Here is a 13,026-nt window from a genome sequence, read left to right as displayed (position 1 = left end):
ATGTCGATTCGCCTGTCCGTCCTCGACCAGACACCGGTCGGCGAGGACTTCTCCCCCGCGGAGGCCCTGCGTGCCTCCGTCGGCCTGGCCGAGGCCGCCGACCGCCTGGGCTTCACCCGCTACTGGGTGGCCGAGCACCACAACTCGCCGGGCTTCGCGGGAACCGCGCCGGAGATCCTGGCGGGGGCTCTGCTCGCCCGTACCCGCCATCTGCGGGTGGGGACCGGCGGGGTGCTGCTGCCCCGCTACGAGCCGCTGAAGGTGGCCGAGGTGTTCACCGTGCTGGCGTCGGTGTATCCGGGCCGGGTCGATCTCGGTATCGGGCGGGCGGGCGGCCCGGCGCACCGCTTCCCCCAGCAGCTCGACGAACTGCGGCGGCTGCTGGGGCTGTTCGCGCCGGGCGCCGGCGCCGAGGGTGCGCGGCCGGCCGGGCCGAAGATGTGGCTGCTCGGGGCGGGGGGCAGTTCGGCGGCGCTGGCCGGGCGGCTGGGGACGTCGTTCGCCTTCGCGCACTTCCTCGCCCCCGCTCCCGGGCGGGCGGCGCTGGAGGACTACCGGCGGGAGTACGCCGCCTCGGGGGCGCGGGCGGCGGCCGAGGGGGTGCTCGCCGTGCGCGTGGTGACCGCCGACACCGATGCCAAGGCCGAGGAGCTGGCGCAGGGGCTGTTGCTGTGGCGCAGCCGCAAGGACCTGGGGCAGGATCTGCCGCTGCCTTCGCCGGCCACGGCGCGCCGTCACCGGTGGACGGGGGCGGAGGCGGAGCGGGCGGCGGTCAACCGCCGGGCCCTGGTGGTGGGGACGCCGGAGCGGGTGCGTGACGCGCTGACCCGTCTGGCCGTGGAGCACGGGGTCGGGGAGATCGTCGTGAACACCCTGACGCACGATCCCGAGGACCGGCTGCGTTCGCACGAGTTGCTGGCGCAGGCTTTCGGCCTGGCCGAGCGCAGTGATGCTCTCGCGACGGCGGTGGTGTGACCTTCCGGTCCGCTCCCCGGTCGCCCCGAGCACGTGTGGCCCCTCCCCCGTTCTTCCGGGGAGGGGCCACTTGTGGTCGGGGCGGTTGCGTCAGCGCAGGAAGTCGGTGATGAGCGCGGTGAGTTCGGCGGGCCGCTCGTAGGGGATGTTGTGGCCGCTGTCGATCTCCGCGTAGCGGCTGCCGTGGATGGCGCGGTGGAGTTCGCGGGAGTGCCCGGCGGGGATGACCTGGTCCTGGGTGGCGCCGACGACCAGGGTCGGGGTGTGGATGGCGGGCAGGAGGTCCCGGATGTCGACGGTGAGGTCGAGGTCGATCTGGCGGCGGGCTCCCTCGGAGGGCACGGCGGCGGAGGCGGCCTGGGCGAGGGCGGCGCGGTCCAGGCCGGCGAGGCCGGCCGGGGAGACGGCGAGCAGGGTGATGAACTGCTGGTAGGCCTCGGTGTCGAGGTCGGCGAGGCGGCGCCAGAGCCCCAGGAGTGCTTCCTGGCGGGGGTCGTCGTTGCGGGCCCAGCCGCCGACCAGGACGAGGCGGCGCACGAGGTGCGGGTGGCGGGCGGCCAGGGCGGCGGCGACGACGGCGCCGAGGGACACGCCGACCACGTCGACGGGAGCGGAGCGGTCTGCTCCCGCGGCGCGGGCGGCGGCGGCGACCTGGGTCACCAGGTGGTCGAGGGTCAGTGGTCCCTCGGGCAGTGCGGTGAGGCCGCTGCCGGCGTAGTCGGGGGTGATGACGGTGTGCCGCGGGGTGAAGCGGGGGCGCAGGGCGGCGAAGTTGGCCTCGGAGTCGGCGGTGGAGCCGTGGACGAGGAGCAGGCCGGGGCCGGTGCCTTCGGTCCGGTAGTGGACGTCTGTTCCTGCTGCGTGGACGGTCGGCATGGTCGGCGTCTTCCTGGGCGGGGGGCGGGTACGGGGCGGGGGGCGGGTCGTCAGGTGCGGTCGGTGGCAGGTCAGGTGCGGCTTGCGGCGGCGACGGGGCGGGCGGCCTCGTCGGTGCCCTGGGCGGGCAGTGCGGCGGTGGTGGCGGCCGCGGCGGGCCTGCGGCTGCGGCTCCAGCGGCGCATGGCCGGCATCTCGACGAAGCGGAACAGGAGCCAGCCGCCCAGCAGGGACGCGGTGAGGAAGCCGATGACGACGAGGACGGCGACCGGGACGCTGTAGGTGTGCGCGCCGAGCAGGGAGCGCAGGTAGAAGATCGTGACGCCCTGGACGAGGTAGAAGCCGAAGGAGATCTCGCCGAGCAGCTGCATGACGGGCCCGCGCAGCCGGGTGCGGCGGCCGTCGACGTCGGCGGCGGCGACGGAGCAGATCAGGGCGCTGACGGGGATGATCATGGCGACGACGAAGCTGTACTGGAAGGGGACCAGGAGGGCGACGCCGTAGCCGACGGCGGTCAGCGCGAAGGAGACGCCGATGCCTATCCGGCGCGGCCAGTTGCCGCTCATCACGATGCGGGCGAGCAGGATGCCGAGGGCGAACTCGAAGACGCGGCCGGGCGGGAAGAGGTAGCCGAACCAGAACTGCAGGTCGGAGACGGGGGTGATGGCGGACTTCGGGGTGGCGGGGACCAGGTAGGTGGAGACGAGCTGGACGGCGACCATGCCGGCGACCATGACGGCGGACCAGGCCCACAGTGCCTTACCGGCGATCTTGCGGATCGGGATGATGAGCAGCGGGAAGAGGATGTAGAAGAGCAGTTCGCTGCCGAGGGACCAGCTCGGGGGGTTGGCGCTGAGGTTGACGTCCGGCTGCGGGAAGAAGGTGTGGATGAGCAGCATGTTCGGCAGCCACTGGGCGGCGCCGGTGACGGCGGCGCCGGCGAACAGGATCATCGAGGCGGCGAAGACGACCAGGTGGTTGGGGAAGATCTTGAGCATCCGGCGGCGCCAGAAGGCGGTGACCCGCTCGCCGGGGCGTGAGGCCCAGGCGAGGACGAATCCGCTGAGGACGAAGAAGAAGGACACTCCGAGGTAGCCGGACTTGCTGAAGGCGGTCTCCAGGAAGCTCGCCAGGCCCTTGTCGGCGAAGGGGTTGATGGGGGCGTTGGGCGGGATCGGGGAGTTCATCAGGGTCGAGTGGAAGAAGAAGACCGCCAGGGCCGCGAAGAACCGCAGTCCGGTCAGTGAGGGCAGTTTGGGCAGGGCGGCGGACGTGGCGCCGGCGGCGGCGCGGGGGGTGGCGGAGGGCGTCGAGGACATGGCGGGGCTGCTTTCCGGGATCGTCGCGGGCGCGGGCGCGGGGGCTGGGGCGGGGCGGGGGCTGGGGCAGTGCGGGGCGGGGTGGGGCGGGGTGGGGCGGGGTGGGGCGGCCGTCCTGGACGGCCGCCCCGGGGGGCCGGCTACTGCTGCTCGATCTCGTTGCGGTAGAGCATGAGCTTGGCGTCCTTGGCCACGTAGTAGTTCTGGACGGAGTAGGCGATGGTGGCGAAGTCGAGCCGGCCGTCGCCGTTGAAGTCGGCGGTGGCGATGCGTGCGACGGACTCGTCGGAGACGCGCCACTTGGCCCAGACGCCGTTCTCCAGGTCGATCGCCTTGTAGTACATGACGCCCTGCCACGGCCACGGTCCGCGCAGTGCGACCAGGAACTCGTCCTCGCCGTCGCCGTCGAAGTCGGCGCAGACGATCTGGTGTCCGGGGCCCTCGCCGTTCTCGTTGGGGTCGCCGTAGACGTCGAGCAGGGTGCGCTTCCACTCGACCTCGCCGGCGGGGCCGTCGGCGGCCTTGGTGTAGACGGCGACGGTGTTGCCGTGGAAGGGCTCGATCGCGGCGACGTAGGCCATCGGGTCGTCGCCGATGCGGCCGGCGTTGAGGTCGCCGCTGCCGCGGAAGCCGGTCTGCTCGAACTGGGTGAGCTCGCCGGTGCCGATGAGCTTGCGGACCCATTCCTTGGCGGAGTCGTCCCAGTAGAGCCAGGTGACGCCCTCGTCGGAGGCCAGGAGCATGGAGTCGCGGTCGGAGCCGGGGATGAGGCCCGGCTTCTTCTCGGCGCCGTGGATCATGCGGAAGTGGCTGTCGTCGATGACCGTCATCGGCCATTCCTCGGCGCTCTGGACGTCGTCGGGCTGGGTGAAGAGCACCACGGGGAGCACCGCGTGGACGTCCTCCTTGGCGACGATCGGCAGGCCGATGATCTCCAGGCGCTCGGTCTGGGTGAAGTGGCCGACCCGCAGGCGGTGCATGCCGGTGGCACGGCCGACGTAGTGCCGCTTCCAGCGGGACTCGTCCTTGTCCGGGCTGCCGGGGTTCTCCAGCCAGTCGATCTTCCCGCCGGCGGTGTTGGCGTCCTGGATGGTGCCGATCGGGCCGTAGAGGTCGTAGCAGACGATGATGTCGGGGTGGCCGTTGCCGCTGATGTCGGCGAAGTCCGCGCCGACCGGCATCTTGATCTTGTCGGCGACGAGGCGGCGGGTCCACTTCTCGCCGTTCTGGTACCAGTAGATCTCGCCGAGCCGCAGCCCGTAGCCGAACAGGTCCGGCTTGTTGTCGTTGTCGATGTCGGGGGCCTCCAGCCAGTAGCCGTCGCGCAGCTGGTCGGCCACGATCTCGGCGGCGAACTTGGGGGCGCGCAGGTTGGATGCGTCGTTGGCGGTCATGGTCCTTCTCCTACGGGTGTCGGTGGGGCAGGGCGTGGTACTCGACGGCGAGCCAGACGCAGTCGGTGTCGGCGCGGTACTGGTGCCAGGGGTAGAGGTAGGTGCCGTCGGGGCCGGTGGAGCAGAACGGCTGGGGGGTGGTGTAGCCGGGGCTCATCAGCAGGTCTTCGTAGAGGGTGCTGTGGTCCTGTTCGGTGAACTTCTGCATCCGGCCGAGGCCGTGGAGCTGGGTGTGCACCTCGATGAAGTCGTGCTGGTTGTGGATGAAGCAGTCGGTGCCGGCCGGGGCGAACCAGAGGTTGGCCCTGATCTCGAAGGGCTGGGGGCGGCGGGGTTCGGTGCGCTCCCCGAGGAGGTGGGCGGGGTCGAGTTCGATGAAGCCGGCGTGGTCCTGGGGGCTCTTCCAGAGCGGGGTGTCGCGCGGGAAGGGCAGGGTGCCGTCCCCGGCGGGGGTGGTGGTGTCGCCGAGGAGGTCTCCCAGGAGGTCCCAGCCGGGTTCGTGGGCGATGGCGGCGATGTCCGTGCCGTCCTTGACGCGCAGGAGGAGGAGGGAGGCGGCCTCCTCGATCCGGACGCCGGTGAGGATGGTGGAGGAGAGCGGGGGGATGGCCTTGCGCGGGGTGCGGGCGACGAAGACGTCGGTGGTGGAGGTGTTGACGACGACGGCCGGTCCGCTGACGTGGTAGTCCTTCACGTCCTGGACGAGGAGCGCTTCGATGCGCGGGCCGGCGAAGTTGAGCGGGGTCTCGGCGTTACGGGGCATCAGGCCCTCGCGAACGGTGCGCGGCGGGCGAGCTCCACGGCGAACTCGTCGACCTCGACGCCGGGGACGAAGGGGTCCACGGCGGGGCCGTCGCCGAAGAAGTGGGCGATGGCGCCGACGGTGCGCTCGGTGGCGCAGCCGTCGCCGTAGGGGTTGGCGGCGGTGGCCATGCGCAGGTACTCGCTGGGGTTGCGGAGCAGTTCGGTGGTGGCGGCGACGATGCCCTCGGTGGTGGTGCCGACCAGCCGGGCGGTGCCGGCGACGACGGCCTCCGAGCGTTCGGTGACGTTGCCCAGGACCAGGGTGGGCTTGCCGAGGGCGGGGCCCTCCTCCTGGGAGCCGCTGCTGTCGGAGACGATGATGTCGGCGCGTCGCATGAGCTTGCTGAAGCTGAGGTAGGGCAGCGGGTCGACGACGGTGATGTTCGGGTGTCCGCTGATCCGGGCGAGCATCGCCTCGCGGACGACGGGGTTGCGGTGCAGCGGGACGACGACGCGGACGTCGGGTTCGTCCGCGATGTCGACCAGGGCCTGGGCGATCTGGGGCAGGTGCGGCCAGGCCTCGCGGCGGTGGGCGGAGGCGAGGATGACCCGCCTGGGGTCGGCGTCCAGGTCGGCGAGGGCCGGGTCGCCGTAGGAGTCGGAGCGTCCGCTGGCCCATTGGAGGGCGTCGATGACGGTGTTGCCGGTGACCACGATGGTCTCCTCGGCGATGCCCTCGCGCAGCAGGTTGGCGTGGTTGCCGGGGGTGGGTGCGAGGTGGAGGGCCGCGATCTGGGCGACGAGGCGGCGGTTGCCCTCCTCGGGAAAGGGGGATCCCAGGAATCCGCTGCGCAGGCCGGCTTCGACGTGGATGACGGGGATCTGGTGGTGGAAGCCGGAGAGGGCGGCGGCGAGGGTGGTGGCGGTGTCGCCGTGCACCAGGACCGCTTCGGTGGAGAGCTTGGTGAACTGCTCGCCCAGGCCGCGCAGGCAGCGGTAGGTGACCTGGGAGAGGGTCTGCTTGGGGGCCATGATCTCGAGGTCGATGTCCGGCTTGAGGCCGAATGCCTCCAGGGTCTCGTCGAGCATCTGGCGGTGCTGGCCGGTGGAGATGACGACGGGGTCGAAGCGGGGGTCGGCCTGGAGGGCCCGGATGACCGGCGCGAACTTGATGGCCTCCGGCCGGGTCCCGAGAACTACTGCTACGGACCGCATGATGTCTCAATTCCTTTGCTGTGTGGGCTGGTCAGGGCATGCGGAACCAGGGGCGGTTGCCGCGTCGGCGCGATTTTCTTCGGGGGCTCCTCGGCCGGCCCGGTGCCGGGCGGTGTGGGAGGAGGGCCTTCGGTGGCTCACGTCTTCGTGGAAGCCGGGGTCTGTCGCCGGTGGGCCCTGGCGGGCTCCCTTCGGCTGATAGATATCTTTCCCGTGAGCTATCTGTCCGTCAATGAAGACATTCCGGGACTTGAACAGTGCCGGGCACGACGAAGCCCCCGTGCTCGCACAGGGCGAACACGGGGGCTTGGACGATCAGTTGACGCTCAGACAGGCGTTCTCGCAGGTGAGGGCGGCCGGGCGGGCGGCGGCGGGCCGGCGCTCACGCCCGCAGGTGGCGCAGGACCTCCTCGCGGACCCCGGCCACCGTCTCCGCGTCCCGGGCCTCGACGTTGAGGCGCAGCAGTGGCAGCGTGGCGGACGGGCGCAGGTTGAACCACCAGTCGTGCGCGGTCACCGTCAGGCCGTCGAGGTCGTCGAGCATGACGTCCTCGTGGTGGGCGTAGGCGGCGCGTACCGCCGCGGTGCGGGCCTGCGGGTCGTCGGTGGCGAAGTCGCCCTCGCCGCTGGAGCGGTAGCGGTCCCAGGGGGCGAGCAGGGCCGAGAGGGGGCCCGGCCGGGCGTCCAGGGCGGCCAGGAGGTGGAGGGCGGCGAGCAGGCCGCTGTCGGCGTTCCAGAAGTCGCGGAAGTAGTAGTGCCCCGCGTGTCCGGTGCCGAGGACCGCTCCCGTGGCGGCCATCTCCTCCCGGACGAAGGAGTGCCCCACCCGGGTGCGGACCGCCTTGCCGCCGTGTTCGGCGGCCGCTTCGGGCACCGACCAGGAGGTGGCCAGGTCGTGGACCACGGTGGCGCCGGGGTGGCGGTCCAGTTCCCGGGCGGTGAGCAGGGCCGCGACGGCCGACGCGGGGACGCTCTCGCCGCGTTCGTCGACGACGGCGCAGCGCCCGCCGTCCACGGCCAGGCCGAGGTCGGCGCCCTCGGCGACCACGCGGGCCCGCAGGGCCGCGAGGGCGGCCGGGCCGAGCGGGTCGGCCCTCCCGTGGGCGCCGGCGCTGTCCGCTCCGGCGGGCAGCGGGACCACGTGCAGGGGAAGGGCGGCGAGGACGGCGGGGACGCTGTGCCCGCCCGGGCCGTCGCCGGCGTCCACGACGACCTTCAGCGGGCGGACCACCGGCAGGCCGGCCAGGGTGTAGAGGCGGGCCCCGTAGTCGGCGAGGACGTCGCGGCGCCTGATCGTGCCGACGGGGACGAAGGAGGGCGGGGCCCCGTGCACGGCCCACTGCTCGACCAGGGCCCGGATCCCGGCGAGTGCGCCGCCCGGCCCCAGGGGCGCGGCGCCGGCCCGGTACAGGGTGAGGCCGTTGTACTGCGCGGGGCCGTGCGGGGCGGTGAACATCGCCCCGGGCAGGGCGAGTTCTCCCGAGGCGAAGGACAGCTGGTCGCTGGTGCAGGGGCCGATGTCGGTGACCGCCGTGCCGTACAGGGCCGCGCCCTGGGCGAAGGCGAGTGCCAGGGTGGGGGCGCTGGAGCGCGTGTCGTGGCCGACGACGAGGGCCTGTGCCTTCGTGACGCGGGCGAAGGCGGCGCCGAACAGTTCGGCGATCCGTTCGTCCCACTGGTCGGGGACGGTTCCGCGCACGTCGTGCGTGTTCACGATCGGGGAGAGGTCGAGGCTGTGCGGCCGGCTGAGCGGCATGGGTGTTCCTCCGGGTGCGTGCTCGGGGGCCGCTGTCGGGCCCGGTGGTTCTCGGCGGGACGGGGCCGGACGGGGCGGGCCCGGCACGGCCGCGGGCGCGCCGCCGCGTGGTACGCGGGGGCGCGCCCGGGGCCGGGGGCCTAGCTGCGGGGCAGTTCGACGGAGAGCGAGTGGCGGAAGAAGTTCGTCGGGTCCCAGCGCTTCTTGACCTGCTGCAGGCGCGGGTAGTTGCCCTTGTAGTAGAGGGTCTGCCAGGGCACCCCGGAGGTGTTGTGGCGGGGGTCGGAGACGTCGCGGTCGGGGTAGTTGATGTAGCACCCGTCGGTGGCGTCGTCGATCAGGGGCACGCCGCCGGTCTTGGCGAAGAAGTCCTCGTAGATGCCGCGGGCCCAGCCGAGGTAGAAGTCGTCCTCGCTCGCGTCGGCCCAGAAGGTCTGGAAGCACATCTTGAAGATCGAGCTGCGCTGGGCGTTGGCGGTGGCGTCGGGGGCCATCGCGTTGACCTGTCCGCCGAAGGAGAAGAGCACCAGCATGGTGTCCGGGTTGTTGAAGTCCGCCCGGGACATGTGCCGGTAGACGGCCGCGACCTGGTGGTCGGTGAAGTTCCTGCGCATGTAGCCGGACTTGTGGGCGCCGCGGGAGGTGGGGTTGGTGATGGTCGGGTTGTTGGTGCCCACCTGCCGGGTGGCCTGCAGCCACGGCAGTTCCCGGGGGGCGAGCAGTTCGGGCATCGCGGGCAGCTCGCCGTTGGCGCGGGCCAGTGCCCGGGGGGTGACGCCGGTGCCGGCGAGGACGGCTGTCAGGTAGTCGTCCAGGAGCCGGCGGGCGCCGGGGACGGTCGCGTCGACCTGGGTGAACATGCCGAGGCTGCCGTGCGCGCGGGAGCTGACGTTGAAGAGGCTGCTGAGGTGGCGGTACTCGGAGTCCGGGGCGCTGTTCGCCTCGTGCCAGGCGCCGAAGTTCTTCAGCAGGCGGGTGAACTTCGCCTCGGTCAGCTGCTCCCAGGGCAGTTCGATGGCGCTCACCAGGACCGTCGAGGGCGGGGAGACCAGCTGGTCGGCGGGGTTGCTGCCGGTGGCGCCCGGGGAGCGGAACAGGTAGCGGGTGACGAGGCCGAAGTTCCCGCCGCCGCCGCCGGTGTGGGCCCACCACAGTTCGCGGTTCGGGTCGTTCTTCTCCCGGGTCGCCAGCACGGTGCGGGCCCTGCCCCGCTCGTCGATCACGACGACCTCGACGGCGTAGAGGTGGTCGGAGACCAGGCCGTGGGCCCTGGACAGCAGGCCGTACCCGCCGCCGGCGATGTGGCCGCCGGCGCCGACGCTGTAGCAGATGCCGCCGGGTATGGTGACGCCCCAGCCCTTGTACAGCGCCTCGTAGACGTTGATCAGGCGGGCGCCGGGCTCGACGACGAAGGCGCGGTGCCCGGGGTCGTAGGTGACCTCGGTCATCTCGGAGAAGTCGAGGATGACCTCGACGCCGGGGCCGGCGGTGAAGTCGGCGAAGCAGTGGCCGCCGCTGCGGACCGAGACGCGCTTGCCGGCCCGGAAGGCGCTCTCCAGGGCCCGCTCGGCGTCGGCGGAGGACCGGATCATCTTGACGTAGTCGGGCCGGGCGACGAACCGCTGGTTGTTGCCGCTGGTCAGCAGCGGGTACCGCGGGTCGTCGGGGCGGATGGTCGCGCCGGTGGCGGCTCCCGGGGCTGCCCCGGCGGGGGCCGCGACCGCGGTCCCGCCCAGTGCTCCGGCGGCCACTGCTGCGCCGGCCACGGCCGCGCCGCGTCCCAGTACCGTCCGGCGATCCACACCACTCATCGTCAGCTACCTCGAATTCCTTGGTTGTTGTGTCCTGGCGGGCGGGCACGCCGCGCGGCGTGCCCGGTGGGGCGGTCGGTCAGGCCGCCGCGGGCGACGTGCCGGCGCCCGCGGGCAGGTCGTGCGGGGGCAGGTCGTGCGGGGGCGGGTCGTGCGGGGGCGCGGGGCGGGCCGCGGCGGTGCGGCGGTCGAGCAGTCCGGCGAAGGCGGCGACGGCGAGGCCGGCGGCGGCCAGCAGGGCGCCGACCCAGTTGGGGGCGGTGTAGCCGAGCCCGTGGCTGATGGTGAGGCCCCCGAGCCACGCCCCGATGGCGTTGCCCAGGTTGAACGCCGCGATGTTGGCCGCCGAGGCGAGGGCCGGAGCCCCTTCGGCCTTCTGCATGACCCTCATCTGCAGCGGCGGTACGGTGGCGAAGCCGACGGCTCCGAGGACGGCGAGGGTGATCGCCGCCGAGAGGGGTGTGCGGGCGGTGGCGACGAAGAGGAGCAGGACGGCCGCGAGGGCGGCGAGGATGACGTAGAGGCTGGGCATCAGCCTGCGGTCCGCCGCGCGCCCGCCCACGACGTTGCCGGCGCACAGGCCCGCTCCGAAGAGCACCAGCAGCCAGGTCACGGCGCCGGGCGGGAATCCGGCGACCTCGGTCATCATCGGTGCGACGTAGGTGAAGGAGGCGAAGACCCCGGCGAAGCCGAGGGTGGTCGTCAGCAGCGCCAGCCATACCTGGGGGCGGCGGAAGACCGCGAGTTCGCTGCGCAGGCCGGGCCCGCTCTCGCGTTCCTGGCGCGGGACGAGGGCGAGGATGCCGCACAGGCCGACGACGCCGAAGGCGGTGACCGCCCAGAACGTCGAGCGCCAGCCGAAGTGCTGTCCGAGGAAGGTGCCCAGGGGCACGCCGAGGACGTTGGCGACGGTGAGGCCGGTGAACATCAGGGCGATCGCGCTGGCCCTGCGGGCCGGGGCGACCAGGCCCGCGGCGACGACCGACCCGATGCCGAAGAACGCTCCGTGGGTGAGCGCGGCGACCAGCCGGCCGGCCATCAGCTGGGTGTAGCTGCCGGCGAAGGCGCAGAGCAGGTTGCCGGCGATGAAGACGGCCATCAGGACGGCGAGCATGGTCTTGCGCGGCAGGCGGGCGCCGGCCGCGGTCATCAGCGGGGCGCCGACGACCACGCCCAGGGCGTAGCCGGTGACGAGCATCCCGGCGGAGGGGATGGAGACCGAGAAGTCCCCCGCGATCTCCGGGAGCAGGCCGACGATGACGAATTCCGTCGTGCCGATGCCGAAGGCGCCCAGTGCCAGGGCTATCAGGGCCAGCGGCATCACCGCACCTCCTTGCGGTGCGCCCGGGTGTCGCGGCCGTGGTGGTCCGCCAGGAGGGCCCGTAGTCGCCGGCGCCCGCGGTGCAGGCGGGTGTTGACCGTCGAGTAGGGGACGCCGACCAGGGCGGCGATCTCCTCGTGGGAGAGCCCCTCCATGTCGGCGAGGTAGACCACGGTGCGGAAGATGCCGGGTATCTCCAGCATCGCGCGGGCGACCGCCGGGTCGGGCAGCTGGTCCAGGACCTGTGACTCGGCGGACGGCACGGGCCCGGGGCCGGCCCGGTCGGGCCGGCGGTCCTCGGCGTAGGGGGCGCCGCAGAGCTGGGGGCCGGCCTGCTTCTTGCGGTAGGTGTCGAGGTAGGCGTTCAGCAGGATCCGGGCCAGCCACGCGCCGGCGTTGGTGCCGGGGCGGAAGCGGTGGTAGCCGCGGTAGGCGCTGGTGTAGGTCTCCTGCACCAGGTCCTCCGCGTCGGCGGGGTTGCGGGTCAGGCGCAGGGCCTGCGCGTAGAGCCGGCCCCGGTGGCCGAGTGCGTCGCGCTCGAAGCGCTCCGAGCGCTGGGCGCGTGTCTCCGGTGCGGCGGCGGTGATCGTGTCCGTCATCAGGCGTCCTTCTACGGTGCCGGCGAGCGCCGCGGCGCGGGCGGCTCGGGTCAGATCTGGCGCAGTGCTCCGCCGTCGACGGCCCATTCGGCTCCGGTGACCTGGCCGGCGAGCGGGGAGAGGAGGTAGGCGATGACGCGGGCGACGTCGTCGGGGGTGCCGATGCGCCCGGCCGGCAGCGCGCGCACCTCGCGGACGAAGTGCTCGACGGCCGCGTCGGCGGGCAGCGCGAAGCGTTCCGCGAGCTGGTCGGCGAAGCCTCCGGGGGCGTCGAACAGGGCGGTCCTGGTGGGGCCGGGCGAGACGATGTTGGAGCGGACGCCCCGGCGGGCGAACTCGGCGGTGAGGGACTTGGAGAGCGAGAGCAGGGCCGTCTTGGAGGCGGCGTAGTCGACCAGCGGGTAGTCGGGGAACCTCGCGGCCTCGCTGGCCAGGTGGACCAGGGAGCCGCCGCCCTGCTCCAGGAGGGCGGGCAGCGCGGCGCGGGTCATCCGCACGAGGGAGTGGAAGTTGGTGTCGAAGGTCGCCTGCCACTGCTCGTCGCTCACGTCCAGGAAGCCCGTGCGGGACTGGAGGGCGCCGACGTTGTTGACCAGCCCGTCCAGGCGCCCGTGGCGCTCCAGGACGGTGTCGACGATGCGGCGGGCGGCGTCCGGGGCGGTCACGTCGGCGGCGATCGTGCTGACCCCGGCGCCGGGGCCGGCGGGGCCGGGCCTGCGGGACACCCCGACGACGCTCGCCCCTTCCGCGGCGAGCACCCGCACGGTGGCCTGCCCGATTCCGGCCGAGGCCCCGGTGACGAGGAAGACCTTGCCGGCGAGTTGCAGGTCCATCAGTTCGGCGTCCTTTGCACGTCGGAGGGGGTGGGTGGTGCGCGGTGCGGGCCGCGGCCGCCGGGGGGGGGCGGGCGGCCCCGGCGCGGGGGGGGGGGGGTGAGGGGGGGGGGGGGTTTGGGGGGGGGGTGTACGAGGCGGGGGTGGGGGTGGCGGCCGGGGCGACGGCGGGGTTTTCGATGG

11 protein-coding genes are annotated in these 13,026 nt (G+C 73.1%); 1 reads left to right on the top strand and 10 read right to left on the bottom strand.

What is annotated here, in order from left to right:
- Complete coding sequence (locus tag ACFUK0_RS20960) at positions 1 to 975, top strand: LLM class flavin-dependent oxidoreductase (protein WP_380252326.1); 975 nt, start codon at positions 1 to 3, stop codon at positions 973 to 975.
- A gap of 90 nt (positions 976 to 1,065) precedes the next feature.
- On the opposite strand, the gene ACFUK0_RS20955 is transcribed toward ACFUK0_RS20960, so the two are convergent.
- The 10 genes from ACFUK0_RS20955 to ACFUK0_RS20910 all read right to left on the bottom strand — a co-directional run bounded on the left by ACFUK0_RS20955 (position 1,066) and on the right by ACFUK0_RS20910 (position 12,843).
- Complete coding sequence (locus ACFUK0_RS20955) at positions 1,066 to 1,851, bottom strand: alpha/beta fold hydrolase (protein ID WP_380252324.1); 786 nt, start codon at positions 1,849 to 1,851, stop codon at positions 1,066 to 1,068.
- Positions 1,852 to 1,922: 71 nt separating this feature from the next.
- On the bottom strand, positions 1,923 to 3,170 hold the full coding sequence (locus ACFUK0_RS20950) for an acyltransferase family protein (protein WP_380252322.1): 1,248 nt from the start codon (positions 3,168 to 3,170) through the stop codon (positions 1,923 to 1,925).
- A 140-nt stretch (positions 3,171 to 3,310) separates the two neighbouring features.
- Positions 3,311 to 4,564, bottom strand: coding sequence for an FG-GAP repeat domain-containing protein (locus ACFUK0_RS20945; RefSeq protein ID WP_380252320.1), 1,254 nt, complete (start codon positions 4,562 to 4,564; stop codon positions 3,311 to 3,313).
- Positions 4,565 to 4,574: 10 nt separating this feature from the next.
- Positions 4,575 to 5,327, bottom strand: coding sequence for a hypothetical protein (locus ACFUK0_RS20940; protein ID WP_380252318.1), 753 nt, complete (start codon positions 5,325 to 5,327; stop codon positions 4,575 to 4,577).
- A complete protein-coding gene (gene wecB, locus ACFUK0_RS20935; protein ID WP_380252316.1) occupies positions 5,327 to 6,523 on the bottom strand; it encodes a non-hydrolyzing UDP-N-acetylglucosamine 2-epimerase in 1,197 nt (398 codons plus the stop codon). Before wecB ends, ACFUK0_RS20940 begins: the two co-directional genes overlap by 1 nt.
- A gap of 382 nt (positions 6,524 to 6,905) precedes the next feature.
- A complete protein-coding gene (manB, locus tag ACFUK0_RS20930) occupies positions 6,906 to 8,279 on the bottom strand; it encodes a phosphomannomutase/phosphoglucomutase (protein ID WP_380252314.1) in 1,374 nt (457 codons plus the stop codon).
- 140 nt (positions 8,280 to 8,419) lie between these two features.
- Positions 8,420 to 10,090 carry an FAD-dependent oxidoreductase gene (locus ACFUK0_RS20925; RefSeq protein ID WP_380252312.1) on the bottom strand — a complete coding sequence of 557 codons (1,671 nt, stop codon included), beginning with the start codon at positions 10,088 to 10,090 and terminating at the stop codon, positions 8,420 to 8,422.
- Between the two features lie 79 nt (positions 10,091 to 10,169).
- On the bottom strand, positions 10,170 to 11,411 hold the full coding sequence (locus ACFUK0_RS20920; RefSeq protein WP_380252310.1) for an MFS transporter: 1,242 nt from the start codon (positions 11,409 to 11,411) through the stop codon (positions 10,170 to 10,172).
- Entirely contained in the window at positions 11,411 to 12,010 is a 600-nt protein-coding gene (locus ACFUK0_RS20915) for a sigma-70 family RNA polymerase sigma factor (protein ID WP_380252308.1), read from the bottom strand. Before ACFUK0_RS20915 ends, ACFUK0_RS20920 begins: the two co-directional genes overlap by 1 nt.
- 50 nt (positions 12,011 to 12,060) lie before the next feature.
- Positions 12,061 to 12,843, bottom strand: coding sequence for an SDR family NAD(P)-dependent oxidoreductase (locus tag ACFUK0_RS20910; RefSeq protein WP_380252306.1), 783 nt, complete (start codon positions 12,841 to 12,843; stop codon positions 12,061 to 12,063).
- Positions 12,844 to 13,026 lie beyond the last annotated feature (183 nt).

The organism is Kitasatospora sp. NPDC057223 (assembly GCF_042669755.1).
Classification (GTDB): domain Bacteria; phylum Actinomycetota; class Actinomycetes; order Streptomycetales; family Streptomycetaceae; genus Kitasatospora.
Note: the sequence above shows the minus strand (reverse complement) of the source record. Positions and strands in the feature narration are given on the sequence as shown.